We start from the raw sequence: 25,189 nt of genomic DNA on the forward strand, positions 1-25,189 counted from the left end.
GAAATGGGGCCGTCAGTGATGGCGTTTGCTAGCCCATCACCCCGCCACGCTTGATCAGCTCCTTCCCCACCGCGGCCAGATGCACCTGATCCGGTCCGTCGCCGATGCGGATGAAGCGGGCGTAGACGTAAGCACGCGCCAGGAACGTGTCCTGCGAGACGCCGGCAGCGCCGTGGATCTGGATGGCGCGGTCGATAACGCGGGCGGCCATGCTGGGCACCACGATCTTGGCGGCCGCAATCAGGTCGCGCGCGATCTTGTTGCCCTCGCGGTCCATCCTGTCGGCGGCTTGCAGCGTCAAGAGCCGCGCCTGCGCGATCTCGCAGAATGAGTGCGCGATGTCCTCACGCACCGAGCCCTGTTCTGCGAGCGGCTTGCCGAAGGCCGTGCGGGAGACCGCGCGCTGACACATCAATTCGAGCGCGCGCTGGGCGCAGCCGATCAGCCGCATACAATGGTGGATACGGCCGGGGCCGAGCCTGCCTTGCGCGATCTCGAAGCCGCGGCCCTCGCCGAGCAGGATGTTCTCCGCGGGCACGCGAACGTTCTCGTAGACGATCTCGGGATGGCCGACCGGCGCGTCGTCATAGCCGTAGGTCAGCATGTCGCGGACGATGCGCACGCCAGGCGTCGCTCTCGGCACCAGGATCATGGATTGCTGGCGGTGGCGATCGGGATCGTCGGGCGCGGTCTTGCCCATCACGATCAGGATCTCGCAATCCTCGTTCATCGCGCCCGAGGTGAACCATTTGCGGCCGTTGATGACGTAGTCGCCGCCGTCGCGCCTGATCTCGCACTGGATGTTGGTGGCATCGCTGGAGGCAACCTGCGGCTCCGTCATCGAGAAGCCGGAGCGGATGCGCCCTTCCAGCAGTGGCTTCAGCCAGCGCTCCTGCTGCGCCGGCGTACCGTAATTGGCCAGCACCTCCATGTTGCCGACATCGGGCGCCGAGCAATTGAACACCTCCGGCGCCCAGAGGATGCGGCCCATGATCTCCTTCACCGGCGCGTATTCGAGATTGGTCAAGCCAGTGTTGTTGGGATCCTGGCCGTGCTCGCCGGAGAGGAACAGGTTCCAAAGCCCCTGCTCGCGCGCCAGCCGCTTCAGGTCCTGAAGGATCTGCGGCGTCCTGTAGCGTGTCGCTTCCGGCTTCACCTGCTCGTAGTAGAGCTCCTCGACCGGCTCGACATGCGTCCGCATGAACCGGCGGACCCGCTCCTGCAGCTCCAGCGAACGTTCGGAGTGTTGAAAATCCATGGGGTCCTCCTGTTCCCTTCTCCCCTTGTGGCAGAAGGTGGCGCGAAGCGCCGGATGAGGGGTTGTATCCGCGAGTTCAAATGTAGAGACGACTCGCGGAGAGATACCCCTCACCCGGCTCGCCGCTTCGCGGCGATCCACCCTCTCCCGCAAGGGGAGAGGGTGCACTGTCTATGCTGCCGCTCGCGTGCCCCTCACGTGCCGCGCAGCAGCTCGCTGGCGACGATCCAGTCGTTGCCATTGAACTGGAGCATATAGCCGTCCTTGATCGGGCGGAAATCCTGCGGCGTGGTGTTGAGGGTGATGCCGGGCATCAGTAGCGATAGCGGCACGTTCTTCAAATTGGCCGCCTGCGCCATGATGTTCTCGCGCGTCAGATTGTCCTTGCACTGCTTCAGCAAGACCACCAATGCCTCGGCGACGGTGTAGCCGTAGAGACCCGCGACGTTGTTGACGTCGGCATTGGGCAGGCGCTTCTTCATGAAATCGATATAGGCCGTCATCGCCGGATCGTCCTTCGGCGCCTCGACGAACGGCTTGAGCGAGCCGAGCGAGAGCACGCCCTTGCCGGCATCGAGGCCGGCCGGGACCATCACGGTCGCCTTGTTGGCACAGCCCGAGGCGAGGAAGCGCGTCGCCTGCCAGCCGACCTCATGCGCTTTCCGAATCGCCTGGGCGCAGGCGCGCGGCGTCACCGAATAGATCATGAACACGTCGGCCTTGGTGTTGGCGAGCGTCAGCACCTGGGAATCGACGGTGGGGTCGGCGACCTCGAAGCTCGACGCCATCGCGATCGCCTTGTCGGCGTCGGCACCAAGCGCTTCCTTGACGCCGCGCAGATATTCCTTGCCGGCGTCGTCGTTCTGATAGAGCACCGCGAAGCGCGCATTCGGGTTCTTGGCGCGGGCATAGGCGACGTCGATCGCGGCCTCGCTGGTGTAGTTCGGTGCCCATGGCAGCGCCATCGACCAGGGCATGTTGGCGGGATCGTTCCACTTCGAGGCCGAGCTGATCAGAAACAGCTGCGGCACCTTGTTGCTGTTGAGATATTTCGCGATCGCCGAGCTTGGCGCCGTGCCCATGGTCGCGAAGATGAAGGCGACGCCGTCACCCTCGACCAGCCGCCGCGCCGCTTCCATGGTCTTCGGCGGCGAGAAGGCGTCGTCGAGCGACAGGAGATTGAGCTTGCGGCCGTTGATCCCGCCCTTCTCATTGACCTCGTCGAAATAGGCCGAGATCACCCTGCCGGTGATACCGAGGGGCGAAGCGGGGCCGCTATAGGGCATGGTGTTGCCGATCTTGATCTCGGTGTCGCTGATGCCGGGACCGTAGGATTTCTGCGCGGAGACAGGCGTGGACAGGCAGGCAGCCAAGGCTGCAGCCAGGACCAAAGCGGCTTTCATGGTTTCTCCCCGGTGATGATCGCCGCGCGACTCGGAAGGCGCGCGGCGTGCTGCTTCTTGCCAGCACGTCAGATCAGCGGAGTTCCGCAAGGCGGTCTTGCGTCGAGTTGCTGATCAGCCGGTGCACAGCCGCCCTCGCGGGCAGCACCATTGACGCAAATCGAGACCGGATGCGCGCCTCAGCCGCGTGTCCGCTCCATCTCCAGCTCGGCCTTGAGATTGTCGAGATCCCTATAAATTGAAGCAACCGCAAGAACGCGGTCGCCCTTGCTATACTTCAGCAGGCAGTCCTTGCCGGAAATGCTACCGTCGATCGCGATGTCGTCGAAGCTCTCGGCGTGGCCGACATAGTTGATCGGCACGTCATAGTGCTGCGACCAGAAGAACGGCACGGCCTCGAAGCGCTCGCGCTTGCCGAGCATGTTGCGCGCCGCGGTCTGGCCCTGCCGCTCCGCCACCACCCAATGCTCGACGCGGATGGTTTGCCGCGAATGCGGATCGGGCCAGCGCGCGATGTCGCCGGCCGCGAAAATGCCGGATACGCTGGTCTCCAGATATTCGCTCACGCTGACGCCCCGATCGGCCGCAAGCCCCGCCTGCTCGGCAAGCGCAAGGCGCGGCTTGACGCCGATGCCGACCACGACCAGGTCGGCCTCGATCACGCCGCCGCTCTTCAACGTGGCGCGCGTGCCGTCCAGCTTTTCCACGGTGTCCTCGAGATGGAAGTTGACGCCGTTCTCCTCATGCAGCGCGCGCACGAAGTCGCCCATCTCGGGACCGAGCACCTTCTGCATCGGCCGTTCGTCCGGCGCGACCACGTGCACCTCGATCTTGCGTGCCCGCAAGGAGGCCGCGACTTCGAGGCCGATGAAGCTGGCGCCAATCACCAGCGCCCGCTTGGCGCTGCCCGCCGCCTTGATGATGGCGCGGCTGTCGGCGACCGAGCGCAGGGTGTAGACATGGGGCTGGTCGGCACCCGGAATCTGCAATCGGACCGGCTCGGCGCCGGTCGCGAGTAGCAGCCGGTCGAACGGCAGCCTGTCGCCGTTGCCCAGCGTCACGCTGCGCGTCTTCGCCTCGATCGCGGCAACATTCGTGTTGAGCCTGAGATCGATGCCGGCGTCCTGATAATAGTCCTCGCCTCGCAGCGGCAGCCAATCCTCCGGCGCGTTGCCCGCGAGGTAATCCTTGGAAAGATTGGGCCGGTCGACCGGCATCGCGCTGTCATTGCTGAGCATGGTGATGGCGCCGGCAAAGCCCTCGCGACGGAGCGTCTCCGCCGCCGCGAAACCCGCCGCGCCGCCACCGATGATGACGAATTTTTCCGGCGTTGGCGCCGTCCGGTGACACGCCGGAGGCTTCGGCATCTCGCGCTTGCGCTGGACGACGATCTTGTCCTGATCGCGCGAGACCTCCCACAACGCCAGCGCATTCAGCGCCGGCGGACGGGTCGCCTCGCCTGACCGCAAGGAGAAGCAGGCATGATGCCAGGGGCAGCGGATGGTGTCGCCCACTACCAGTCCTTCCGCGAGCGGACCGTGATAGTGGCTGCAGGTCGGCTCGATCGCGAAGATCTCGCTGCCGGCCTGCACCAGCAGGACGTCTTCCTCGCCGACATGGCCGAGCAATTTGCCGTCCTTGAACGCGGCGAGCGTCACGCCTCGGCTCAGGTCGGGCCCGCTTGGCTTCTTGTCTTCGGTCATGGCGTTGCCTCCTTGAGCCGTCGCGGATCAATCGTCCGAATTGGCCAACCCCAGCAGTTCCTGGCGTGTCAACGCATTGTCGCGGAACACGCCGAGCATGCGGCTGGTGACGAGATCTGTCCCGGGCTTATGTGCGCCACGCGTGGTCATGCAGTGATGCGTCGCCTTGATGATGACCCCGACGCCTTCGGGCCTCAGCACGTCGTTGATCGTGTTGGCGATCTGCGCGGTCATCTTCTCCTGGATCTGAAGCCGCTTGGCGTAGATGTCGACGAGACGCGCGAGCTTGGAGATGCCGACGACGCGCCCTTGCGGGATATAAGCGACCCAGGCGCGGCCGACGATCGGTGCCATGTGGTGCTCGCAATGGCTTTCGAAGCGAACGCCGCGCAGGACGATCATCTCGTCATAGCCTTCGATCTCCTCAAAGGTCTTTTGCAGGATTTCGGTCGGATCCTGCGCATAGCCGGAGAAATACTCCTCGAAGGCGCGCGCGACCCGGTCCGGCGTATCGCGCAGACCGTCGCGCGCGGGATCGTCGCCGGCCCAGCGGATCATGGTCCGGATCGCCTGCTCGACCTCCGCCCTCTCAGGCCGCTCGCTCGGCGCCTGCGCGACCGCGACACGTTCCAGCCTGCGCGTTTGCGTCTTCATCGAAAACTCCCCTGCAACGAACCGCATACAGAAGGCGGCCCACAGCTTGGACGGCTGCGATCGGAAAAGGTTCCCGGAATCAGGAAAAATTGGAAGCTGTGAGAGCGGCAAGACAGCGGGACGAGAAATCCGGCGCTATGAGGCCGCTTTCCGCACGTCGAGCACGGCCTGGGCCCATTCGGCCGGCCGCTCCTGCGGCAAATTGTGGCCGGCCCCTGCAAAGACGCGCCGCTCGAAAAAGCCCTCGAATTTGCGTGCATGGTGCGCGGTGCCGGAATTGACGCCGTCGCTGTCGCCGTCGATCGCGATGGTCGACACCTGAACCGGCGGCTGGGCGGCGAGCTTCGCCTCGATCGCGGCATAGGCGGGGTCGCCCGCGACCAGCGCGTAACGATGACGGTAGGAGTGGATCACGACATCGACGAAATCAGGATTGTCGAACGAGATGGCGCTGGTCTCGAACGTCGCGTCGTCGAAGGCCCATCTCGGCGACCACATCAACCAGAGCTGGCGCGCAAAACCGCGCCGGTTGCGCTCCAGCGCACGGCGGCCGCGTTCGTTGTGGAAGAGATATTGATACCAGAGCGCCGCCTCCTCCGGTGGCGAAGCCGGCTCCATCGAGCGCGCGATGTTCTGGATGTTGTAGGAATTGCCCGAGACGAGCGCGATCACGCGCTCCGGATGCAGCACCGAGACCACGCAGGCTGCGCGCCCGCCCCAGTCGTAACCGCCGACGACCGCGCGCGCAATTCCAAGCGCATCCATGAAGGCCAGCAGATCGGCGCCCAGCGCCGCCTGCTCGCCGGAGCGCAACGTCGCAGCGGAGCGGAATCGCGTCGGCCCGTAGCCGCGCAGCCAGGGCACCAGCACCCGGGCGCCCGCTTGCGCCATGATCGGCGCGGTCTCGGCATAGGCGTTCACGTCGTAGGGAAAGCCGTGACCCATGATGCAGGGCCAGCCGTCCGGCGCGCCGTATTCGCGATAGGCGATGTCGAGGATATCGGTGGTGACCGTTTTTTGTTGCATTAGAAAGCGGAGCTATTTTTGCGGCCCGGATAACGTGATGTCACGCTCGGCGCGGAACACGTTGCTGTAGAGGTTGGCGATCCACTGCCGACCGATCTCGGTCTTGTTGAGGTAACCGATCTCGGTCTGGATGTGCGGCGCGACGCTATTCCAATAGAACTGCGGATAGCGGTTCACGATGTCGGCCGGCGAATCGTAGCCGAGCTGGCGGTTGATGCCGACTTCCTCGAACTCGTAGTAGAGCGCATTGGCCTTGCGCAGATAATTGGGGTCGCCGAGCTGGCCGATGAAGTCGGCGGCGCGCAGGATCGAGGCCTCGTCGTCATAGTCCTGGCCTTCCCGGGCCGGAAACCGGGTGCCCTCGATGGCGCGGGCGATGCGCTCCGGATCGAGCCCCGGAATGTGTCGCAGCCGCCGCGAAACATAAAGCTTGGAACGGTCGACATGATACATCATCAGGCTTGCATCCGAGGCGCCGCGCGGCAGTGACACCTTGGTGCCGGCTGCATCGATGACGAAGCCATCGGTGTCATCCTCCTCGAACAGGCCGCGCACATAGCCGATGTCATGGGCCAGGCAGGCGATCAGGACATGGACATAGTCTTCCGCCGACAGATGGGCGTGAAGATATCGGCCGCTGAGGATGGAGTGACCCGCCAGCGTCACCAGCATCGTATGCTCGATATTGTGATAAAGCGCGTCGCTATTGCCGATGCATTCCATCGCCGTGCGGGTTGCGCTCTCGACGATGCGCGCAGAGGGCTCGTCGAACCGGCGACGCATGAACGAGCCCAGCAATTTTTCAAGGGAGTCCGCCGCCAGTTTCGGTAACGTCATCATGGATGCAGCCCCGTCTGTCGGTGGTTTTCCACGCCAATTCCCGACGTCTCATTCTCGTCCTCGAGCAGGCGCCAGCATAGCCCATCTTGGCCGACTGGCCAAACCCGGGGGCGCAAACTCGGAAATATGTTGCGGTTTGTGCCCCGCGATATCGCGGTTGCGGTGCAGACCCGCCACACCCGGGATGGGTGTCGCGGGCAGGACCCGCAATCATTCCACCAACAGCACGTCGACGGCGACGTCGAGCTTCTGCTTCGGCGAGCCGACGATGATGCCGTCGACCGGCGAAACGTCGGAGAAGTCGCGGCCGACCGCGAGCACGATATGGTCGCCAGCAACCATAAGATCGTTGGTCGGGTCGAAATCGACCCAGCCAAGCTCCTCCCCGCACCACAGCGACACCCAGGCATGGGTGGCGTCGGCGCCCTGCAGGGGCGGCTGGCCCGCCGGCGGAATGGTGCGCAAATATCCGCTGACATAGGCCGCGGGCAGGCCCAGCCCGCGCAAGCCCGCAATCATGACATGGGCAAAATCCTGACAGACGCCATGGCGCTTGACGAAGACCTCGTTGAGCGGCGTCGAGATCACCGTCGCCTTGGGGTCGTAGCGAAATTCGGTGCGGATGCGATGCATCAGATCGACCGCCCCGGCAAGGATGCCCGCGCCGGGCGCAAAGCTTTCCGCCGCATAGGCGCTGACCGGTCCCAGCACCGGCACTAGCGGGCTCGCAAAGACATAGCCGACCGGCGAGGACGGCCCGAGGCTCGTCGCCTCGAAGGCGATGTCGCGAATGTTCTCCCAGGCCGGGCTGACAGCGGCGCGCGCCGGCGGCTGGCGCGACACCTTCACGCGAGAGCGGGAATCGATGCGCAGGGTGCGATGCGCGGCCTCGATCACGACACTCTCGGTCAAGGTGCCGAAGAAATCGCGCCGGACGCTACGCTCCGCAGGGCGCGGACGGATCTCGACCTTATGCGAAATCAGCTCCTGGCCATTGCCGCTCCTCGGCTCCAGCCGCAGCGTGCAGCGCGCGAAGCTAACCGGGCTCTCGTATTCGTAGGTGGTGACGTGACGGATATCGTAGATCACGCCAGCCCCGTCAGCTTTTCCGGCCGGCTCGCATTGGGACCGTGCGGGAAGTAGTGCTGCCCGACCGCCTCGGCGAGGCTGAGCAGATCCTGCTCCAGGGCGAACAGCGTCTTGACCTCGAGCTTCTCGGCCTCCGCGGTCGCAAGCATCGCCTGCAGCGCGACCGCAAGCCGCTGCGGCTTCTCGATCAGGCCGTGCTCCTTCAGGCTCGGCAGTGCGGCGATGTGTTCGTTCAGCGTCGTCACCTGGAACGCCACCGAACGCGGATTGTAGCTGTCGAGCACGGCGAGGTCGCGCACCGGCGCCAGGATCGGCGCCAGCAGATAACGCGAGCGGTAGGTAATCTGGCAATCCACCAGCGTCAGCAGGATATCGAGATCCTCGTCGCCGGCCTCGTCATAGGCAAACTGCCGGGCAAAGCGCGTGGTGTTGATGGCGCGCTCGGTGCGCCGACCGATATCGAGGAAGCGCCAGCCGGCGGCGCGGTTCATGTTCTCATGCGCAAGGCCGGCAAAGCTCGCGAGCTCCTGCAAGGTCAACTCGGCCGCGCTCAGCACGCTGTCGTCGTCCTCGACCTCGACCGCCAGCCGCTCGACCATCTCGGTGATGACTTGCCAGGCATCGGGCGACAGCCGCTCGCGCAAGGAGGTCGCCGTGCGCTGGGCCGCGCGGACCAGCGACAGTGCCGAGCCGAAACGCTCCGGGCTCTGCAGCGCTTCGGCAACGATGCGGCCGGGCGCCGCGCGCGAGGTCTGCGAGATCGCGCCCCAGGTCACCAGCAGGCGCTGGATACGCTCCGCCGATTGCAGCGAGGCCGCGGTGCCCTTGTTGGGCCCGCTCGGCGAGCCCAGCGCCCGCACCAGCCGCAGCGTCGCCTCGGCGCGTTCGAGATAGCGGCCGAGCCAGAACAGATTGTCGGCGGCGCGACTCGGCAGCACGCCGGCGATCCGGCGGATGCGCACCTTGTCGACCGCAGGCAGCAGCGTCGCGGTCGAGACCTGCTTGTCCGAGACCACCCAGACGTCGGCGGAGCGCGCGCCGTCGCCCATCGACACCGCGCGCGCATCCGGCTGCTCGGCGATCCGGCAGAAGCCGCCGGGCATGATGGCCCAGCCGTCCGGCGTCGCGGCTGCGAACACGCGCAGCACGAAGGGACGCGGCGTGATTTGCCCCTGTTCCCACACCGGCATGGTCGAGAGCCGCACCACCTCCTGGCCGACATAGTCCATGCCGCGCGCAGCGATGGCGTCGCTCAGGCGCCGGCGCCCGGCGGCGTCGAGTTCGCTCGCGAGCACCGGACCGTTGCTGTCGAAACCGGGAACGCCGCGCCGATACGCGCCTTCGATCGCGACCTCGTCGAGCCGCGACAACACTTCGTCGCGCGCCGAGCGCTGGCCGCACCACCAGGTCGCGATGTGCGGCATCTTCAGCTCTTCGCCGAGCAGCCGGCGGCTGAGCGCCGGCAGGAAGCCGAGCATCGCGCGCGCCTCTAGGACACCCGAGCCCGGCATGTTGGCGACGACGACGCCGTCCTTGCGCAGCACGTCGATCAGGCCGGGGACGCCCAGCCGTGACGAGGCATCGAGCTCGAGCGGATCGAGCGAATTGGAATCGACACGGCGCAGCAGCACGTCGAGGCGCTTGAGGCCTGCAACCGTGCGGATGTGGATATGATTGTCGCTGACGGCGAGATCGTCGCCCTCGACCAGCAGGAAGCCGAGATAGCGCGCCAACGTCGCGTGCTCGAAATAGGTCTCGCTGAAGCTGCCCGGCGTGAGCACGCCAATCCGCGGCTCGTCGCGGTCGGCGCGCGCCCGAAGACTGTCGCGAAACGCCTCGAAGAACGGCGCGACGCGCGGCACGTTCATCGACTTGTAGAGGTCCGAGAAGGCGCGCGAGAGCACCAGGCGGTTCTCCAGCGCATAGCCCGCACCCGACGGCGCCTGCGTGCGATCGCCGAGCACCCACCAGCGTCCGTCGGGCCCGCGGCCGACATCGGCGGCATAGAGCGAGAGATAGCGCCCGCCCGGCGGCGGCACGCCGCAGGCGGGACGGAGATATTCGGGGCTCCCCGCGATCGCGGCCGCCGGCAGCGCGCCTTCGGCGACGAGGCGGCCCTCGCCATAGATGTCACGCAGCACGAGCTCGAGCAACTCGGCGCGCTGGGTGATGCCGTCGGACAGCTGCTTCCAGTCGGCCTCGTCGATCAGCAGCGGCAGATGGCTGATCGACCAGGGCCGGTCGGCGCTCTCGCCGGGCGGGCGATAGGTGACGCCGGCCTCGCGGAGATGACGGTCGGCCATGCCAAACCGCCGCTCAACCTCATCGGGCGCGAGCGCACCGAAGGCATCGAAGAAGCGGCTCCAGACCGCGCGGGGCTTGCCGTCCGGGCCGAGAAACTCGTCGGGGATGTCGGGCAGGCGCCTGTAGTCGCGGACCCATTGCGCGAAGCGGCGCTGGCCTTCGCGCTGGCCATCACGTTGACCTTGCGCCTGACCCGCCTTGTCGTCCTCTTCGGCTGCGCCCTCGGCCATGCGCCACTCCCTGCCCCGGCATCATACTCATTGCAGGAGCGGGGTCCGCAAGTCGAGGGTCAGCGGAAACTCATTTGTGCGTTCCTCGGGCGGCGGCTGCATCGGACCCGGCGTATGGCCATGGTCCTGGAAGCGCGCCAGCCGCCGCGCCTCGGCCTCGTAGGTGTTGACGGGCTTGGTGTCGTAGCTGCGGCCGCCCGGATGGGCGACATGATAGACGCAGCCGCCGAGCGAGCGGCCGTTCCAGGTGTCGATGAGGTCAAAGGTCAGGGGCGCATGAACGGGAATGGTCGGGTGCAGGCCTGAGGCCGGCTGCCAGGCCTTGAAGCGGACGCCGGCCACGGCTTCACCAGAGCGGCCGGTGGCGGTCATCGGCAGGCGGCGGCCGTTGCAGGCGACGATATGGCGGCCCGCGACGAAGCCTTCCGCCTTGACCTGAAGCCGCTCGACCGACGAGTCGACATAGCGCACGGTGCCGCCGGCCGAGCCCTCCTCGCCGAGGACGTGCCAAGGCTCCAGCGCCTGCCGCAGCTCCAGCGTCACGCCGCCATGATGGATGCGGCCGAACGCGGGGAAGCGGAATTCGAGCTGGGCCAGATACCATTCAGGCTCGAACGGATACCCGGACTGCTTCAACTCGGTGAGCACTTCGAGGAAATCCTCCCAGATGAAGTGCGGCAGCATGAAGCGGTCGTGCAGCGCGGTGCCCCATCGCACGAACTTGCCTTGTTGCGGCTCGCGCCAGAATTTTGCGATCAGCGCGCGGATCAGCAGCTGCTGCGCCAGCGACATGCGTGGATCCGGCGGCATTTCGAGCGCGCGGAATTCAACGAGACCGAGGCGGCCGGTCGTGCCATCAGGTGAATAGAGCTTGTCGATGCAGATCTCGGCGCGATGGGTGTTGCCGGTGATGTCGACGAGGAGATGCCGGAACAAGCGATCTACCAGCCACAGCGGCGCCTGAGTGCCCGGCGGCGGCACGTGCGTGAGCGCGACCTCGAGCTCGTAAATGCTGTCGTGGCGGGCTTCGTCGATGCGCGGCGCCTGGCTGGTCGGGCCGATGAACAGGCCGGAGAAGAAATAGGACAGCGACGGATGCCGCTGCCAGTGCAGCACCAGGCTCTTCAACAGATCAGGCCGGCGCAGGAACGGCGAGTCCTGCGGGCTCGAGCCGCCGACCACGACGTGATTGCCGCCGCCGGTGCCGGTGTGGCGACCATCGACCAGGAAGCGATTGGCACCGAGGCGTGTCTTGCCGGCATCCTCATAGAGCCCGACGGTGATGTCGACCGCCTCGCGCCAGTTCTTTGCCGGCTGGACGTTGACCTCGATCACGCCGGGATCGGGCGTCACCTTGATCACGTCGACACGCGGATCGAATGGCGGCGGATAACCCTCGACATGGACCTGGAGCTGCATCTCCTCGGCAGTCGCTTCGAGCGCCGCGATCATCTCGAGATAATCCTCGATCTGCTCGACCGGCGGCATGAAGGCGCAGAGCACGCCGTCGCGGACCTCGACCGACATCGCGGTGCGGACGGGGACCGAGGTGTTGAGCTGTTCGGGCTCGAGCCGCTCCGGCGCGTCCGGACGCGCCGGAAGGCTGAACACCGGCAGCTTGCCGCGGGCCTCCATCGGATCCCGCTCGACGATGTAGGGATATTGATCGGGCGGGACATAGCCGAGCGAGTCCAGCGGCAAGCGCAGGCCGAGCGGCGAATCGCCCGGCATCAGGAACAGATGACTGCGCCGGAGCTGCCAGCGCTCGCTGCGCCAGCGTGGCGCCGCATTCCAGCGCTGCACCGGCAGCACGAAGCCGCGAGGGTTGTTGAGCCCCTGCTCGAACACCCGCGCCATCCGCGCGCGGGCCTCCGGATCGGATAATTTGGAATCGGAGGGATCGACGTTGACGGGAAGCTCGGATTCCTTCTGCAGCCAGTACGCGGTATCCTCATAGGCTGGCATGATGTAGCCGGGATCGAGCCCGAGCCGCAGCGCCGTGCCCTCCACGAACGCCTGGACGTCCTTGGCCTGCGCCGACCGCGGATTTTCGATGCTGGCGATGAGGTCGGCATTCTTCCAGATCGGCACGCCGTCCTTGCGCCAGTACAGGCCAAACGCCCAACGCGGCAGGCTTTCGCCGGGATACCATTTGCCTTGCCCGAAGTGCAGCAGGCCGCCGGGTCCGAAACGCGCGCGCAGGCGGCGGATCAGATCGTCGGCGAGCCCGCGCTTGGTCGGGCCGACGGCCTCCGTGTTCCACTCGGCGCCTTCGAGATCATCGACGGAGACGAAGGTCGGCTCGCCGCCCATGGTCAGACGCACGTCCTGGGCCGCAAGATCGCCGTCGACCTGCTCGCCGAGATCGTTCAGCCGTATCCAGGATTCGTCGGAGAACGGCTTTGTGATGCGCGGCGCCTCGCGAATGCGCTTGACGCTCATGTCGAAGGCGAATTCGACCTCGGCGAAGCCTGCGCCGCCGGAGATCGGCGCCGCCGAGCGGTAGTGCGGCGTCGCGGCGACCGGGATGTGGCCCTCGCCCGCAAGCATGCCCGAGGTCGCGTCGAAGCCGATCCAGCCCGCGCCCGGCAGGTAGACCTCGGCCCAGGCGTGCAGATCGGTGAAATCGTTCTCGACCTCCGGCGGCCCCTCGATCGGATCGATGTCGGGACGGACCTGGATCAAATAGCCGGAGACGAAACGGGCGGCGAGACCGAGGTGACGGAAGGTCTGGATCAGAAGCCAGGCGGAGTCACGGCATGAGCCGGCCGCGGAGGAGAGCGTCTCCTCCGGCGTCTGCACGCCCGCCTCCATGCGGATGACGTAGCCGATCCTTTTCTGCAACTCCCTGTTGAGATCGACCAGGAAGTTGACGGTGTTCGGGGCTTCGTGCGGGATCGTATCGAGATATTTCGCGAACAGCCGATCGGGCTTGACGGTCTCAAGATAAGGCGCGAGTTCCGTCTTGAGATCTTGCGTATATTCGAACGGAAAGCTGTCGGCATAGGGCTCGACGAAGAAGTCGAACGGATTGACCGTGGTCATCTGCGCCGTGAAATCGACCTCGATCTTGAGCTCGGTCGTCTTCTCCGGGAAGACGTAACGCGCGATCCAATTGCCCAGCGGATCCTGCTGCCAGTTCACGAAATGGTTGGCCGGCGTGACCTTGAGCGAATAACTCAGGATCGGCGTGCGGGTATGCGGCGCCGGCCGCAGACGGATGGTCTGCGGGCCGAGATCGATCGGGCGGTCGTATTTGTAGTGCGTGACGTGGTGTAGTGCGACGTAGATCGACACGGGGTGCGGTACTCCAGCAGCTTTTTTGAGCAGAACACCGCTGGTGACCTCGATCAAGCACTAACAACGGGCAGACCGTGCCTACGGCACGGGCTGCGCCTTTGCTACATCGTCGCGCCCAGCACCCAGGGCGCGAACTCGGCGCCGCCGAAATCAAAACTCTCGCTCTTGGTAGGCTGTCCGGACGCGGTCTTGAGGATGAGATCGAAAATGCGCTGGCCGCACTGCTGGACGCTCTCCTCGCCTTCGAGGATGGTGCCGCAATTGACGTCCATGTCCTCTTCCATGCGCTTGTACATGGGCGTGTTGGTGGCAAGCTTGATCGAGGGCGCCGGCTTGCAGCCGAACACGCTGCCGCGCCCCGTGGTGAAGCAGACCAGATTGGCGCCGCCGGCGACCTGCCCGGTCGCGGCCACGGGATCGTAGCCGGGCGTGTCCATGAACACGAACCCCTTCTTGGTGATGGGTTCGGCGTAGCGCAGCACCTCGACGAGGTTGGTCGTGCCGGCCTTCGCCATCGCGCCGAGCGACTTCTCCAGAATGGTGGTGAGGCCGCCGGCCTTGTTGCCGGGGCTGGGATTGGCGTTCATCTCGGCGCCTTCGCGCGTCGTGTATTCGTCCCACCAGCGCATGAGATCGACCAGCTTCTCGCCGACTTCGCGGCTGACGGCGCGGCGCGTGAGCAGATGTTCGGCGCCATAGGTCTCCGGCGTCTCCGACAGGATCACGGTGCCGCCGTGGCGCACGATGAGATCGCTGGCCGCACCCAGCGCCGGATTGGCGGAAACACCGGAATAGCCGTCCGAACCGCCGCATTGCAGCGCCACGGTCAATTCGCTCACCGGAACGGACTCGCGCTTGACCTTGTTGGACTCCGCGAGTGCCTCGCGCACGAAGGCAATTCCGGCTTCCACCGTCTTGCGGGTGCCGCCGACCTCCTGGATGTCCATCGCACGCAGACGTCCCGCGAGCTTCTGCTCCTCCATCAGGCCGCCGATCTGGTTCACCTCGCAGCCGAGGCCGAGCACGATCACATGAGAGAAGTTCACGTGCCGTGCATAACCACCGAGCGTGCGGCGGAGCAGCGCTAAGGGCTCGTTCTGCGTCATGCCGCAGCCGGTCTTGTGGGTCAGCGCGACCACGCCGTCGACATTGGGGAAGTCGGCCAGCGGATTGTCGCCGGTGAACGGATTCTTCTTGAAGACGTCGGCGACGAGGCTTGCGACATGCGCGCTGCAATTCACCGAGGTGAGGATGCCGATGTAGTTGCGCGTGGCGACGCGGCCGTCCGGACGGCGGATGCCTTCGAAACTCGCCGGCAGATCGAAATTCGGCGTCGGCTTGACGTCGACGCAATAGGCATAGTCCTTGGCGAAATCGCCCATGCCGCAGTTCTGCACGTGCACGTGCTGGCCCGGCGCGATCGGCACCGTCGCAAAGCCGATGATCTGGCCGTAGCGTATCACCGGCTCGCCCAATGCGATCGGCTTGATCGCGACCTTGTGGCCGGAAGGAATGCGCTCGACCGTCGTCACGCCGTCGGCCACCAATGTTCCCGGCGGCAAGCTCGCGCGCGCGATCAGCACGCCATCATCGGGATGCAGGCGAATGACGGGGCTGATGGTCATGGGAGGTCTCCTTCAGACGAATAGTGAGTAGCGAGTGGCGAATGGAAAAGGGGAGCAGCTCATTCGCTACTCCCCATCGCCATTCGCGAGTTCTCAGGCCTTGCCGCCGGAATCCTTCCGGGTGGCGTTGACCTGCATCTTGGCGTAGGTCGTCATCAGGCCGACCTCGTTCGAGAGCGTCACCAGCTTGAAGCCCATGTTGATGGCGCGCGCGGCACCTTCGGCGCCGCTGCAATGGATGCCCGGATTGAGGCCGCGCTTGCCGCACTCCTTGATGATCTTCTCGTAGATCGCAAGGATCTCGGGCTCGGTGCGATCGAGCTTCGGTTCGAGGCCGTAGGAGAAGCCGAGGTCGGACGGGCCGATATAGACGCCGTCGATGCCTTCGACGTCGAAGATCGCTTCCATGTTCTCGACCGCGGTTTTGGTCTCCATCATCGGCAGCAGCACGATGTCGTCGTTGGCCGTCTTCTGGTAGGAGCCCGCGGTGCCGTACATGCCGGCGCGGATCGGGCCGTTGGAGCGGACGCCCTTCGGCGGGTACTTGGCATAGGAGACGAGGTTCCTGGCTTCCTGCGGCGTGTTGACCATCGGGCAGATCACGCCATAGGCGCCGCCATCGAGCACCTTGCCGATGATGCCGGGTTCGTTCCAGGGCACGCGGACCATCGGCGTGATCGGATGCTTGTCCATCGCCTGGAAGCACTGCACCATCGATAGATAATCCTGCACGCCGTGCTGCATGTCGACGGTGACGCTGTCGAAGCCGCATTGCGCGATCATCTCGGCCGAGAAGCCGGAGGGAATCGCGAGCCACGCGTTGACCACGGCCTTGCCCGACTTCCAGATTTCCTTGACCTTGTTCGCCACGTTGCCTTCCTTCTTTGTTTTGGACCTTCGTCACCATGACGAGCGCCGCGACAGCACGATGCCGTTATTAGCGCGAACCCGACCGCCGCGCTACGCTCGCGATGACGCAAGGTTTCACTTGGCAAAGGCGGCGCAATCCGTCCCGGCGCGCCGATTTTTGCGCATCGGCTGCGGGGCACTTTGAGCGAAAAAATGCGGCGATGTCCATGATTGTTGCCGCGCGCTCGCGCATATCTGCTTTCACTCCTCGGCACTTGCCTCCTCGCCCGCGCCGAGCCCTGCGAGACTTTGTTCGAGCTCGCTGAGCATCTCCTGCAATTCGACGAGCTTGCGCGCGCCAAAGCGTCGCGTGATCTCGGCATAAATCGCTTCGGAGGACGGCGCGACGGAAGCCATCAGCTTCACGCCCTTTTCCGAGATCGAGACCATGCTGCGGCGCTGGTCCGCCTTGGCGGTCTTGCGCTCGATCAGATTGCGCGCCTCGAGATCACGCAGGATGCGCGACAGGCTCGGGCCGAGCAGGAACGCGGTGCGCGCGAGTTCCGTGACCTCGACCGTGTCGATCGCCGCGAGCGCGCGCAGGATGCGCCATTGCTGCTCGGTCAGGCCATGCGTGCGCAGCGAGGGACGGAATTGCCGCATCACCGCCTCGCGTGCCCGCAGCAACGACATCGGCAGCGAACGCGAGAAGTCGCGCATCGGCACCTGCCGCACGGCGGGCTCACTTCCGTTCGCAGGATCAGCCGGTCTCTTCGTCATGACGCCCTTTCAAGCCGCGAAACGTTTGCAGTGCAGCAAGCCAATTTGCGATTGACGCATTCACTTAACATGTTAAGTATCTTCCGGCACGACGATTTGTAAGATTACACATGGCGCTTTCAAACGACGATATCCGAGCTTGCGCGAACCGTCTGCACCAGGCGGAAAAGACCCGTACGCAGATCCGGCAGCTCTCGCAGGACTTTCCCGACATCAGCATCGCTGACGCCTACGCGATTCAGAAGGCCTGGGTCGACGTCAAGGTCGCCGAGGGGCGCATCGTCCGGGGACACAAGATCGGCCTGACCTCGAAGGCGATGCAGAGCGCGCTTGGCATCAACGAGCCGGATTCCGGCGTATTGCTCGACGACATGTTCTTCGCCGATGGTGGCCTCGTCCCGACGGAGCGCTTCATCGCGACGCGCGTGGAAGCCGAGCTCGCCTTCGTCATGAGCAAGCGCCTCGCGGGCCCCGACTGCACGCTGTTCGACGTGCTCAACGCCACCGACTTCGTCGTGCCGGCGCTGGAGATTCTGGACACGCGCATCGAGCGCGTCGATCCCCAGACCAAGGCGACCCGAAAGATCTTCGACACCATTGCCGACAACGCGGCCAATGCCGGCATCGTGCTCGGCGGACGGCCGATCCGCCCGCTGGACGCGGACCTGCGCTGGATCGGCGCGCTCTGTTTCAAGAACGGCCAGCTGGAAGAGACCGGCCTTGCCGCCGGCGTGCTCAATCATCCCGCGACTGCAGTCGCCTGGCTCGCCAACAAGATCGCACCGCTCGGCCTTGCGCTTGAGCCCGGGCAAATCGTGCTCGCCGGCTCTTTCATCCGTCCGATCGAGACCCGCAAGGGCGACACAATTCAAGCCGATTATGGCGCCTACGGCTCGGTGAGCTGCTACTTCGCTTAGACGACCAAAAAGACAGGGAGTGAAACCGCGATGCCGCATTTCACGATCGAATATTCGGCGAATCTCGACGACCGCCTCGACATCGGCGCGGCGTGTGAGGTGGTGCGCAAGGCTGCGGTCGAGACCGGCATCTTCCCGCTCGGCGGCATCCGCGTCCGCGCCGTCAGATGCGAGCATTATGCGATTGCGGACGCGCGGCAGGATTACGGCTTTCTCGACATGGTGCTGCGCATCGGCGAAGGCCGCGATCTGCCAACCCGCAAGAAAGCCGGCGAACAAATCTTCCATGCGCTCTCCCGCCATCTTGATCCCGTCTTCGCAAGCTCGAAATTCGCGCTCTCGTTCGACATGCAGATCAACGACAAGGATACGAGCTGGAAGCGCAACAACATCCACGACGCCCTGAAAGCGGAGGCCGCCCATGGATAAGCCCACGCCGAAAACCGACGTATTCCAGGCCAATCGCGACCGCATCGCACCGCTGCTGAAGACGCTGCGTGCCGACGGTATCGGCCACATGATGGACGGCAAGATCGTGCCGTCGATCTCCGGCGAGACGTTCGAGACGAAATCGCCGGTCGACGGCGCGACGCTGGCGAGCGTCGCCCGCGGCAATGCCGAGGATGTCGATCGCGCCGCCACCGCTGCCGCGCTGGCCTTCAAGTCCTGGCGCGACATGGGACCGGCGATGCGGAAGAAGCTGCTGCATCGGGTCGCCGACGCCATCGAGGACAATGCCGAGGACATCGCGGTGCTCGAATGCATCGACACCGGCCAGGCCTATCGCTTCATGGCCAAGGCCGCGATCCGCGCCGCCGAGAACTTCCGCTTCTTTGCCGATCGATGCGGCGAGGCCCGCGACGGCCAGAACACACCGAGCGACGAGCATTGGAACGTCTCGACGCGCGTGCCGATCGGGCCGGTCGGCGTCATCACGCCGTGGAATACGCCGTTCATGCTCTCGACCTGGAAGATCGCCCCTGCCCTCGCGGCCGGGTGCACCGTCGTGCACAAGCCGGCGGAATGGTCGCCGGTCACGGCGGCTATCCTGGCAAAGCTCGTTAAGGAAGCCGGCGTGCCCGATGGCGTGCTCAACACCGTCCACGGCTTTGGCGAAGAGGCCGGCAAGGCATTGACCGAGCATCCCGCCATCAAGGCGATCGGCTTCGTCGGCGAAAGTTCGACGGGCTCGGCGATCATGGTTCAGGGCGCGCCAACCTTGAAGCGCGTGCATTTCGAGCTCGGCGGCAAGAACCCGGTGATCGTGTTCGACGACGCTGATCTCGACCGCGCGCTCGATGCCGTCGTATTCATGATCTACTCGCTCAACGGCGAGCGCTGCACGTCGTCGAGCCGCTTGCTGATCCAGGCCGGCATCGCCGAAAAATTCATCGAAAAGCTGACCGCACGGGTGAAAGCGCTGAAGGTCGGCCATCCCCTCGATCCCGCCACCGAGATCGGGCCGCTGATCCACGAACGTCATCTCGCGAAGGTCTGCTCCTATTTCGACGTCGCACGCCAGGACGGCGCGACGATTGCCGTCGGCGGCAAGGCCTATGATGGCCCGGGCGGCGGACATTATGTCGAGCCGACTTTGGTGACCGACGCGCATGGCAAGATGCGCGTGGCGCAGGAAGAGGTGTTCGGCCCCTTCCTCACCGTGCTGCCCTTCAAGGACGAAGCAGACGCGATCGACATCGCCAACGACATCCGCTACGGCCTGACCGGCTATGTCTGGACCAACGACCTCGGCCGGGCGCTGCGTGTCGCGGATGCGCTGGAGGCCGGCATGATCTGGCTGAACTCGGAAAACGTCCGACATCTGCCGACGCCGTTCGGCGGCATGAAGGCCTCCGGCATCGGCCGCGACGGCGGCGATTACTCGTTCGATTTCTACATGGAAACCAAGCACGTCTCGCTGGCGCGGGGCACGCATAAGATTCAGAAGCTGGGAATCTAACGCCCGCGGTTCCTCGGCGCGCGGAGCGCCAACGAGGAATGGCTGGATCTAGAGAGGGGAAACGCAATGCCCGTACCGCAACATATCTTCGAGCCGCCGTTCAACATCATCCGCTCCAGCCACGCCGTGCTGGACGTCACCGACCTGAAGCTCAGCCGCGAGTTCTATGAAAGCGTTGTCGGCCTGCATGTCGAGGACGCCGACGACAAGGTCGTCTACTTGCGCGCCGCCGAGGAGCATCAGCATCACTCGCTGGTGTTGCGCAAGGCGGCCGCGCCTGCCTGCAACCGCCTCGGCTTCAAGGTCGGCAACGACGGGGATCTGGACAAGGCTGCGAAGTTCCTGTCCGAGAACGGCCTTGGCTACGCCTTCGTCGATCAGCCGTTCCAGGGCCGCACGCTGCAGTTCACCGATCCGTTCGGCTTCCAGATCGAGCTATATGCGTCGATGGACCGGCGGCCGCATCTGCTGCGCCGCTACGATCTCTACAGGGGCTGCCATCCGCAGCGGCTCGACCATTTCAACGTGTTCGCCGCCGAGGTGCAGGACACCGTCGAATTCTACGCCCGGCTCGGCTTTCGCCTCACCGAATACGCGGAGGAGGACGGACCGAACGGGCGCATCGCCGCCGCCTGGATGCATCGCAAGGGCAATGTCCACGATTTTGCCATCACCAACGGCAAGGGCCCGCGGCTGCACCACTTCGCCTACTGGACGCCGACGGCGATGAACATCATCCACCTCTGCGACGTCATGGCCTCGCAGGGCTTCGTGAAGAACATCGAGCGTGGCCCCGGGCGCCACGGCATCTCGAACGCATTCTTTCTCTACGTCCGCGACCCCGATGGACACCGTCTCGAGCTCTACACCAGCGACTATTTCACCGGCGATCACGATCACGAGCCGCTGCGCTGGTCGCTGCGCGATCCGCGCCGCCAGACATTGTGGGGCGCGCCCGCCCCGCGCTCCTGGTTCGAGCAGGGCTCGCCGTTCTCCGGGCAGACCGTGCGTGAACCGAAGTTCGTGGCCGACGTGCTGGTGGCGGATTAAGCAATGAATCTCCCTCGCCTTGCCACCTATTCCGTCAACGGCGCCGTCAGCTACGGCGCCGTCGTCGACGGCGGCATTGTCGATCTCTCCGCGCGCCACGCCAAGGATTATCCGACGCTGCGCGAGGTGATCGCGGCAGGACAGCTCGCGAGCCTCGCCGAAGAGGCTGCCGGCCGCACGCCGGATCACACACTCGGCGACATCATCTGGCTGCCGCCGGTGCCCGCGCCGGAAAAGATCATCTGCATCGGCGTCAACTATCCCGACCGCAATGCCGAGTACAAGGACGGCCAGGACGCGCCGAAATATCCGAGCATGTTCATGCGCTCGCCGCGCTCCTTCGTCGGCCACGACACGCCGCTGGTGCGCCCACGCGCCTCCGCGCAGCTCGACTATGAAGGCGAGATCGTGCTGGTGATCGGCAAGCAAGGCCGACACATTCCGGAAAGTTCTGCGCTCGATCACATCGCCGCGCTGACGCTCTGCAACGAAGGCTCGGTGCGCGACTGGCTGCGCCATGCCAAGTTCAACGTCACGCAGGGCAAGAACTTCGATTCCAGCGGCAGCCTTGGCCCGTGGCTGGTGCCCTACACGCAGGAATCGCAGATTGCCGACATCCGCCTCACCACGCATGTCAATGGCGAGCTGCGCCAGGACGACCGCACCAGCCGATTGATGTTCCCGTTCCGCTATCTCATCAGCTATATCTCGACCTTCGCAACGCTTGTCCCCGGCGACGTCATCGTCACGGGCACGCCGACCGGCGCCGGCGCGCGGTTCGATCCGCCGCGCTATCTGAAGCCGGGCGATGTTATCGAAGTCGCGTCCGATGGCATCGGGACCTTGCGAAACGGCGTCGTCAACGAAGCCTGAACACCGATTGAAATGGAATAATGCCATGACCACCCTCACCGGCGGCGAAGCGATCGTAAGCGGCCTTGTCGCTCATGGCGTTGACACCGTGTTCGGCCTGCCCGGCGCGCAGGTCTACGGCCTGTTCGACGCCTTCCACCAGGCCCAGCTCAAGGTGATCGGCGCGCGGCACGAGCAGGCCTGCGGCTACATGGCGTTCGGCTATGCCCGTTCCAGCGGCAGGCCCGGCGTGTTCAGCGTGGTGCCCGGCCCCGGCGTGCTCAACGCCAGCGCCGCGCTGCTCACCGCCTTCGGCTGCAACGAGCCGGTGCTGTGCGTCACCGGCCAGGTGCCGACGCAATTTCTCGGCAAGGGCCGCGGCCATCTGCATGAGATGCCGGACCAGCTCGCGACCTTACGCACCTATGTGAAATGGGCGGACCGGATCGAATATCCCGGCAACGCGCCGACCACCGTCGCGCGCGCCTTCCAGGAGATGACGTCCGGACGGCGTGGCCCCGCTTCGGTCGAGATGCCCTGGGACGTCTTCACCCAGCGCGCCGACACCGCGGCTGCGCAAGTGCTGGAGCCGCTGCCCGCGCCGCAGCCCGACCCTGACATGATCAAGCAAGCGGCCGCGCTGATCAGGAACAGCAAGGCGCCGATGATCTTCGTCGGTAGCGGCGCAATCGAAGCGCGCGAGGAGATTCTCGAACTCGCCGAGATGACCGACGCGCCTGTCGTCGCCTTCCGCAGCGGCCGCGGCATCGTCTCCAATGCGCATGAGCTCGGCCTGACCATGGCGGCGGCCTACAAGGTGTGGCCGACGACCGATTTGATGATCGCGATCGGCACGCGCGCCGAACTGCCGGCATCGGGCTTCCGCTGGCCGTATCAGCCGAAGGGACTGAAATCCATTCGTGTCGATATCGATCCGGCCGAGATGCGCCGGCTCGCCTCCGATGTCGCTATCGTCGCCGATGCCAAAGCCGGCACCGCCGATCTGGTCGCAGCCGTGAAGAAGGCCGGCTATGCCAGGACCAGCGGCCGGCGGGGAGCGATCCGCGAGGCCACTGCGACAGCGCACGCCGAGATCCAACGCATCCAGCCGCAAATGGCGTATCTCAACATCCTGCGCGAGGTGCTGCCGGCGAACGCGATCGTGACCGATGAATTGTCCCAGTTCGGTTTCGCCTCCTGGTACGGCTTTCCGATCTACGAGCCGCGCACCTTCATCACATCAGGCTATCAGGGCACGCTCGGCTCGGGCTTCCCGACCGCCCTCGGCGCCAAGGTCGCAAATCCCGACAAGCCGGTGGTGGCGATCACCGGCGACGGCGGCTTCATGTTCGGCGTGCAGGAGCTGGCCACCGCCGTCCAGTTCAACATCGGCGTGGTGACGCTGGTGTTCAACAACAACGCCTACGGCAATGTCCGCCGCGACCAGCGCGAGCGCTTCGACGGCCGCGTGGTGGCCTCGGATCTGGTCAATCCGGATTTCGTCAAACTCGCGGAGTCCTTTGGCGTCGCCGCTGCGCGCGTCACCGCGCCGGATCAGTTCAAGGCGGCGATGGAGAAGGCGCTCGCCCATGGCGGGCCGTATCTGATCTCGGTGGAAGTGACGCGGGATTCGGAAGTGAGCCCGTGGGCATTCATCCACCCGCCGAAGCCGTAAACGAAGCATCGTCGTTCCGGAACTCTTTCCTTCTCCCCTTGCGGGAGAAGGTGGATCGCTGACGCGCAGCGGCGGCGAGACGGATGAGGGGCTGTCTCCGCGGATGGAGACCCCTCATCCGCCTTCCCTTTCGGGAAGGCACCTTCTCCCAAAAGGGGAGAAGGAAGATCAGCGCGTCCTGCGAAACGTCAGATTGATCCGCTTAGGCCCGAGCAACGCATGTTCACCATCGGCGAGCGGCGCGACGCCATGATAGGCGAGCCTGCTAGCCCCGCCCCAGACCACGACATCGCCATGGACGAGCCGGAACCGGCGCGGCTTGTCGTTGCGTGCCAGGCCGCCGAACAGGAAGGTCGCAGGTAGCCCAAGCGAGACCGAGACGATCGGCGCCGAATAATCCAGCTCGTCCTTGTCCTGATGCAGCGACAGCCGCGTGCCAGGCTCATAGCGGTTGACGAGGCAGGCATCGGGCGCAAAGCCAGTAAAGCCGCCCTGCTCCGCCGCGCGGCGGGCGAGATCGCGGAGCACGGGTGGCATCGCCGGCCACGGCGCCCCGGTCCGCGGGTCGATGGGATCATAGCGATAGCCGGTATGATCGGTGATCCAGCCGCGCTCGCCGCAATTGGTCATGGCGACCGACATCAGATGCCCGCCGGGCGTGGTCATGCGCCGGAACGGCGACTGCGCCACGATGGCGCGCACCGCATCGATCAACTCGCTTTCGATCGGCTTGACGAAGCCGCGCAGCAGCACGGCGCCGTCGGCGATCTTCTCGCGCGACGGCTGAGCTTCGGCGACATTATCGAACAAATCCCCCATCAGCGGCAGCGTTTATTTCGCATCGTGAAAGATCACACCCAGCGTGTAGCGCTGGCCAGAGCGAATCCGGCTGACGCCATGGCGGAGATTAACGCGGTAGGTGCCGCGTGTCCCCTGCACTGGACGATGATGCACAGCGAAGGCAACGGCGTCGCCCTGCGCGAGCGGAACCACTTCGGCGCGGGACTGCATGCGCGGGCGTTGCTCGGTCAGCACGAACTCGCCGCCGGTGAAATCGCGTCCCGGCTCGGACAAGAGGATCGCGACCTGGAGCGGGAACACGTGCTCGCCATAGAGATCCTGATGCAGGCAGTTGAAATCGCCGGCCTCATATTGCAACAGCAGCGGCGTCGGCCGCGTTTGGCCTGCCTCGTGGCATCGTTTCAGGAACGCGGCGTGAGTGGCGGGATAGCGAATGTCGATCCCCATCGCCTCGTTCCAGCGATTGGCGACGCCCTGGAGATGCGCGTAGAGCGCCGGGCGCAACTGCGCGATCAGATCGGGCAGCGGATAGGAGAAATATTTGTATTCGCCGCGGCCAAAGCCGTGGCGGCCCATGACGATACGGCTGCGGAAGTTGGTGTCGTCGGGATAGAGCGCGGCGACGGCGCGGCACTGCTCCGGCGTGAGCAGGCCCTTCAGGACGGCGGAGCCGTGGGTGTCGAGCTCGCCGGTGATTTGCGGCCAGTCGAGGGCATCGACATGGGCGGCAGTATCCGCTGACGGGGATTGAGGCGATTTGCGTGCTGTTGCTGTCATGGCTCTCTGACCTTCGCAGGACCGCCCCGTCCTCTACCACCCGATTTCCGTCTCTCTCCCCGTCATTGCGAGCGGAGCAAAGCAATCCAGAATTCC

The 25,189-nt window shown here is 65.3% G+C and carries 20 protein-coding genes; 6 read left to right on the forward strand and 14 right to left on the reverse strand.

The window, feature by feature from the left end; translation table 11 throughout:
• Nucleotides 1-28 precede the first annotated feature (28 nt).
• The 12 genes from BcanWU425_RS27445 to hpaR form a co-directional block, all read right to left on the reverse strand.
• Entirely contained in the window at nucleotides 29-1,258 is a 1,230-nt protein-coding gene (locus BcanWU425_RS27445; RefSeq protein ID WP_018456937.1) for an acyl-CoA dehydrogenase family protein, read from the reverse strand.
• Between the two features lie 194 nt (nucleotides 1,259-1,452).
• Nucleotides 1,453-2,661 (reverse strand): ABC transporter substrate-binding protein, encoded by a 1,209-nt coding sequence (locus BcanWU425_RS27450; RefSeq protein ID WP_018456938.1) that lies wholly within the window; start codon nucleotides 2,659-2,661, stop codon nucleotides 1,453-1,455.
• Between the two features lie 179 nt (nucleotides 2,662-2,840).
• Nucleotides 2,841-4,364, reverse strand: coding sequence for an FAD-dependent oxidoreductase (locus BcanWU425_RS27455; RefSeq protein WP_204510659.1), 1,524 nt, complete (start codon nucleotides 4,362-4,364; stop codon nucleotides 2,841-2,843).
• Between the two features lie 27 nt (nucleotides 4,365-4,391).
• Nucleotides 4,392-5,018 carry a GTP cyclohydrolase I FolE gene (gene folE, locus BcanWU425_RS27460; protein WP_018456940.1) on the reverse strand — a complete coding sequence of 209 codons (627 nt, stop codon included), beginning with the start codon at nucleotides 5,016-5,018 and terminating at the stop codon, nucleotides 4,392-4,394.
• A gap of 135 nt (nucleotides 5,019-5,153) precedes the next feature.
• On the reverse strand, nucleotides 5,154-6,044 hold the full coding sequence (locus tag BcanWU425_RS27465) for an alpha/beta fold hydrolase (protein WP_204510658.1): 891 nt from the start codon (nucleotides 6,042-6,044) through the stop codon (nucleotides 5,154-5,156).
• Nucleotides 6,045-6,056: 12 nt separating this feature from the next.
• On the reverse strand, nucleotides 6,057-6,884 hold the full coding sequence (locus tag BcanWU425_RS27470) for a metal-dependent phosphohydrolase (protein WP_026233269.1): 828 nt from the start codon (nucleotides 6,882-6,884) through the stop codon (nucleotides 6,057-6,059).
• A 210-nt stretch (nucleotides 6,885-7,094) separates the two neighbouring features.
• Nucleotides 7,095-7,973: a transglutaminase family protein gene (locus tag BcanWU425_RS27475; RefSeq protein WP_204510657.1), complete on the reverse strand. Its 879-nt coding sequence runs from the start codon at nucleotides 7,971-7,973 to the stop codon at nucleotides 7,095-7,097.
• Nucleotides 7,970-10,507 (reverse strand): circularly permuted type 2 ATP-grasp protein, encoded by a 2,538-nt coding sequence (locus BcanWU425_RS27480; protein WP_204510656.1) that lies wholly within the window; start codon nucleotides 10,505-10,507, stop codon nucleotides 7,970-7,972. The genes BcanWU425_RS27475 and BcanWU425_RS27480 overlap by 4 nt, the downstream gene beginning before the upstream one ends.
• A gap of 27 nt (nucleotides 10,508-10,534) precedes the next feature.
• Entirely contained in the window at nucleotides 10,535-13,804 is a 3,270-nt protein-coding gene (locus BcanWU425_RS27485; RefSeq protein WP_204510655.1) for a transglutaminase family protein, read from the reverse strand.
• A 104-nt stretch (nucleotides 13,805-13,908) separates the two neighbouring features.
• Complete coding sequence (locus BcanWU425_RS27490) at nucleotides 13,909-15,432, reverse strand: UxaA family hydrolase (protein ID WP_018456946.1); 1,524 nt, start codon at nucleotides 15,430-15,432, stop codon at nucleotides 13,909-13,911.
• Between the two features lie 93 nt (nucleotides 15,433-15,525).
• Nucleotides 15,526-16,302, reverse strand: coding sequence for an HpcH/HpaI aldolase family protein (locus BcanWU425_RS27495; RefSeq protein ID WP_018456947.1), 777 nt, complete (start codon nucleotides 16,300-16,302; stop codon nucleotides 15,526-15,528).
• Between the two features lie 240 nt (nucleotides 16,303-16,542).
• Complete coding sequence (gene hpaR / locus BcanWU425_RS27500; protein ID WP_018456948.1) at nucleotides 16,543-17,061, reverse strand: homoprotocatechuate degradation operon regulator HpaR; 519 nt, start codon at nucleotides 17,059-17,061, stop codon at nucleotides 16,543-16,545.
• 110 nt (nucleotides 17,062-17,171) lie between these two features.
• Between hpaR and hpaH the strand changes: the two genes are divergently transcribed.
• The 6 genes from hpaH (at nucleotide 17,172) to BcanWU425_RS27530 (ending at nucleotide 23,515) form a co-directional block, all read left to right on the forward strand.
• Nucleotides 17,172-17,978: a 2-oxo-hept-4-ene-1,7-dioate hydratase gene (gene hpaH / locus BcanWU425_RS27505; RefSeq protein ID WP_204510654.1), complete on the forward strand. Its 807-nt coding sequence runs from the start codon at nucleotides 17,172-17,174 to the stop codon at nucleotides 17,976-17,978.
• Nucleotides 17,979-18,008: 30 nt separating this feature from the next.
• Nucleotides 18,009-18,407 carry a 5-carboxymethyl-2-hydroxymuconate Delta-isomerase gene (locus BcanWU425_RS27510; protein WP_204510653.1) on the forward strand — a complete coding sequence of 133 codons (399 nt, stop codon included), beginning with the start codon at nucleotides 18,009-18,011 and terminating at the stop codon, nucleotides 18,405-18,407.
• Complete coding sequence (gene hpaE / locus BcanWU425_RS27515; RefSeq protein WP_231188724.1) at nucleotides 18,400-19,938, forward strand: 5-carboxymethyl-2-hydroxymuconate semialdehyde dehydrogenase; 1,539 nt, start codon at nucleotides 18,400-18,402, stop codon at nucleotides 19,936-19,938. The genes BcanWU425_RS27510 and hpaE overlap by 8 nt, the downstream gene beginning before the upstream one ends.
• A gap of 66 nt (nucleotides 19,939-20,004) precedes the next feature.
• The gene (hpaD, locus tag BcanWU425_RS27520) at nucleotides 20,005-20,988 is read left to right on the forward strand and encodes a 3,4-dihydroxyphenylacetate 2,3-dioxygenase (RefSeq protein ID WP_085352199.1); all 984 of its coding nucleotides are present in this window, start codon (nucleotides 20,005-20,007) and stop codon (nucleotides 20,986-20,988) included.
• Nucleotides 20,989-20,991: 3 nt separating this feature from the next.
• Complete coding sequence (locus tag BcanWU425_RS27525; protein WP_204510651.1) at nucleotides 20,992-21,861, forward strand: fumarylacetoacetate hydrolase family protein; 870 nt, start codon at nucleotides 20,992-20,994, stop codon at nucleotides 21,859-21,861.
• A 25-nt stretch (nucleotides 21,862-21,886) separates the two neighbouring features.
• Nucleotides 21,887-23,515: a thiamine pyrophosphate-dependent enzyme gene (locus tag BcanWU425_RS27530; RefSeq protein WP_204510650.1), complete on the forward strand. Its 1,629-nt coding sequence runs from the start codon at nucleotides 21,887-21,889 to the stop codon at nucleotides 23,513-23,515.
• A 168-nt stretch (nucleotides 23,516-23,683) separates the two neighbouring features.
• On the opposite strand, the gene alkB is transcribed toward BcanWU425_RS27530, so the two are convergent.
• The gene (gene alkB / locus BcanWU425_RS27535) at nucleotides 23,684-24,337 is read right to left on the reverse strand and encodes a DNA oxidative demethylase AlkB (protein ID WP_204513909.1); all 654 of its coding nucleotides are present in this window, start codon (nucleotides 24,335-24,337) and stop codon (nucleotides 23,684-23,686) included.
• A 9-nt stretch (nucleotides 24,338-24,346) separates the two neighbouring features.
• Nucleotides 24,347-25,093, reverse strand: a complete 747-nt coding sequence (locus tag BcanWU425_RS27540; protein ID WP_085352195.1) for a 2OG-Fe(II) oxygenase — start codon at nucleotides 25,091-25,093, stop codon at nucleotides 24,347-24,349.
• Nucleotides 25,094-25,189: the final 96 nt, after the last annotated feature.

It is taken from the genome of Bradyrhizobium sp. WU425, assembly GCF_021052305.1.
GTDB classification, from domain to species: Bacteria; Pseudomonadota; Alphaproteobacteria; order Rhizobiales; family Xanthobacteraceae; genus Bradyrhizobium; species Bradyrhizobium canariense_D.

Excerpts from the sequence above, each read along its gene's own strand:
- BcanWU425_RS27445 (WP_018456937.1), bottom strand. The coding sequence starts at position 1,258 with ATGGATTTTCAACACTCCGAACGTTCGCTGGAGCTGCAGGAGCGGGTC.
- BcanWU425_RS27450 (WP_018456938.1), bottom strand. The coding sequence starts at position 2,661 with ATGAAAGCCGCTTTGGTCCTGGCTGCAGCCTTGGCTGCCTGCCTGTCC.
- BcanWU425_RS27455 (WP_204510659.1), bottom strand. The coding sequence starts at position 4,364 with ATGACCGAAGACAAGAAGCCAAGCGGGCCCGACCTGAGCCGAGGCGTG.
- folE (WP_018456940.1), bottom strand. The coding sequence starts at position 5,018 with ATGAAGACGCAAACGCGCAGGCTGGAACGTGTCGCGGTCGCGCAGGCG.
- BcanWU425_RS27465 (WP_204510658.1), bottom strand. The coding sequence starts at position 6,044 with ATGCAACAAAAAACGGTCACCACCGATATCCTCGACATCGCCTATCGC.
- BcanWU425_RS27470 (WP_026233269.1), bottom strand. The coding sequence starts at position 6,884 with ATGATGACGTTACCGAAACTGGCGGCGGACTCCCTTGAAAAATTGCTG.
- BcanWU425_RS27480 (WP_204510656.1), bottom strand. The coding sequence starts at position 10,507 with ATGGCCGAGGGCGCAGCCGAAGAGGACGACAAGGCGGGTCAGGCGCAA.
- BcanWU425_RS27490 (WP_018456946.1), bottom strand. The coding sequence starts at position 15,432 with ATGACCATCAGCCCCGTCATTCGCCTGCATCCCGATGATGGCGTGCTG.
- hpaR (WP_018456948.1), bottom strand. The coding sequence starts at position 17,061 with ATGACGAAGAGACCGGCTGATCCTGCGAACGGAAGTGAGCCCGCCGTG.
- hpaH (WP_204510654.1), top strand. The coding sequence starts at position 17,172 with ATGGCGCTTTCAAACGACGATATCCGAGCTTGCGCGAACCGTCTGCAC.
- BcanWU425_RS27510 (WP_204510653.1), top strand. The coding sequence starts at position 18,009 with ATGCCGCATTTCACGATCGAATATTCGGCGAATCTCGACGACCGCCTC.
- hpaE (WP_231188724.1), top strand. The coding sequence starts at position 18,400 with ATGGATAAGCCCACGCCGAAAACCGACGTATTCCAGGCCAATCGCGAC.
- hpaD (WP_085352199.1), top strand. The coding sequence starts at position 20,005 with ATGCCCGTACCGCAACATATCTTCGAGCCGCCGTTCAACATCATCCGC.
- BcanWU425_RS27525 (WP_204510651.1), top strand. The coding sequence starts at position 20,992 with ATGAATCTCCCTCGCCTTGCCACCTATTCCGTCAACGGCGCCGTCAGC.
- BcanWU425_RS27530 (WP_204510650.1), top strand. The coding sequence starts at position 21,887 with ATGACCACCCTCACCGGCGGCGAAGCGATCGTAAGCGGCCTTGTCGCT.
- BcanWU425_RS27540 (WP_085352195.1), bottom strand. The coding sequence starts at position 25,093 with ATGACAGCAACAGCACGCAAATCGCCTCAATCCCCGTCAGCGGATACT.